Origin of the sequence: Isoptericola croceus, assembly GCF_029382255.1 — a bacterium.
GTDB lineage: Bacteria > Actinomycetota > Actinomycetes > Actinomycetales > Cellulomonadaceae > Isoptericola > Isoptericola croceus.
Genome location: NZ_JARLLG010000328.1, coordinates 1 through 267, shown reverse-complemented (window position 1 = coordinate 267; position 267 = coordinate 1). Strand labels below are relative to the sequence as shown.

1 protein-coding gene is annotated in these 267 nt (G+C 69.3%); it reads right to left on the bottom strand.

Annotated elements, in window-relative coordinates:
• The coding region (locus PZC42_RS21520; RefSeq protein ID WP_277214210.1) for a WD40 repeat domain-containing protein at window positions 1-267 on the bottom strand (267 nt) is incomplete at both ends.

Below are 267 nucleotides of genomic sequence, written 5' to 3'. Positions count from 1 at the left end.
GCGATCGTCTCGAACGCCCACCAAGCGGCTGCCGGAGGGATCGAAGCACGCCAGTTGGAGGACCATGCCGTGCTCCTTGGCCGGCGCCCCGTCCGGCACACGCCAGATGCGGACACTCCTGGAGTCGGCGGCGACGAGCAACATTCCGTCGGGACTGAAGCCCACGGACTGCAGTTCCCGCCCCCGTTGCCCGGATGGGAGCTCGAGCACCAGCTCCCACGTCTTCGTGTCGTACAGGCGAACGGCGTCGCGCCAGAGCCCGGCGAC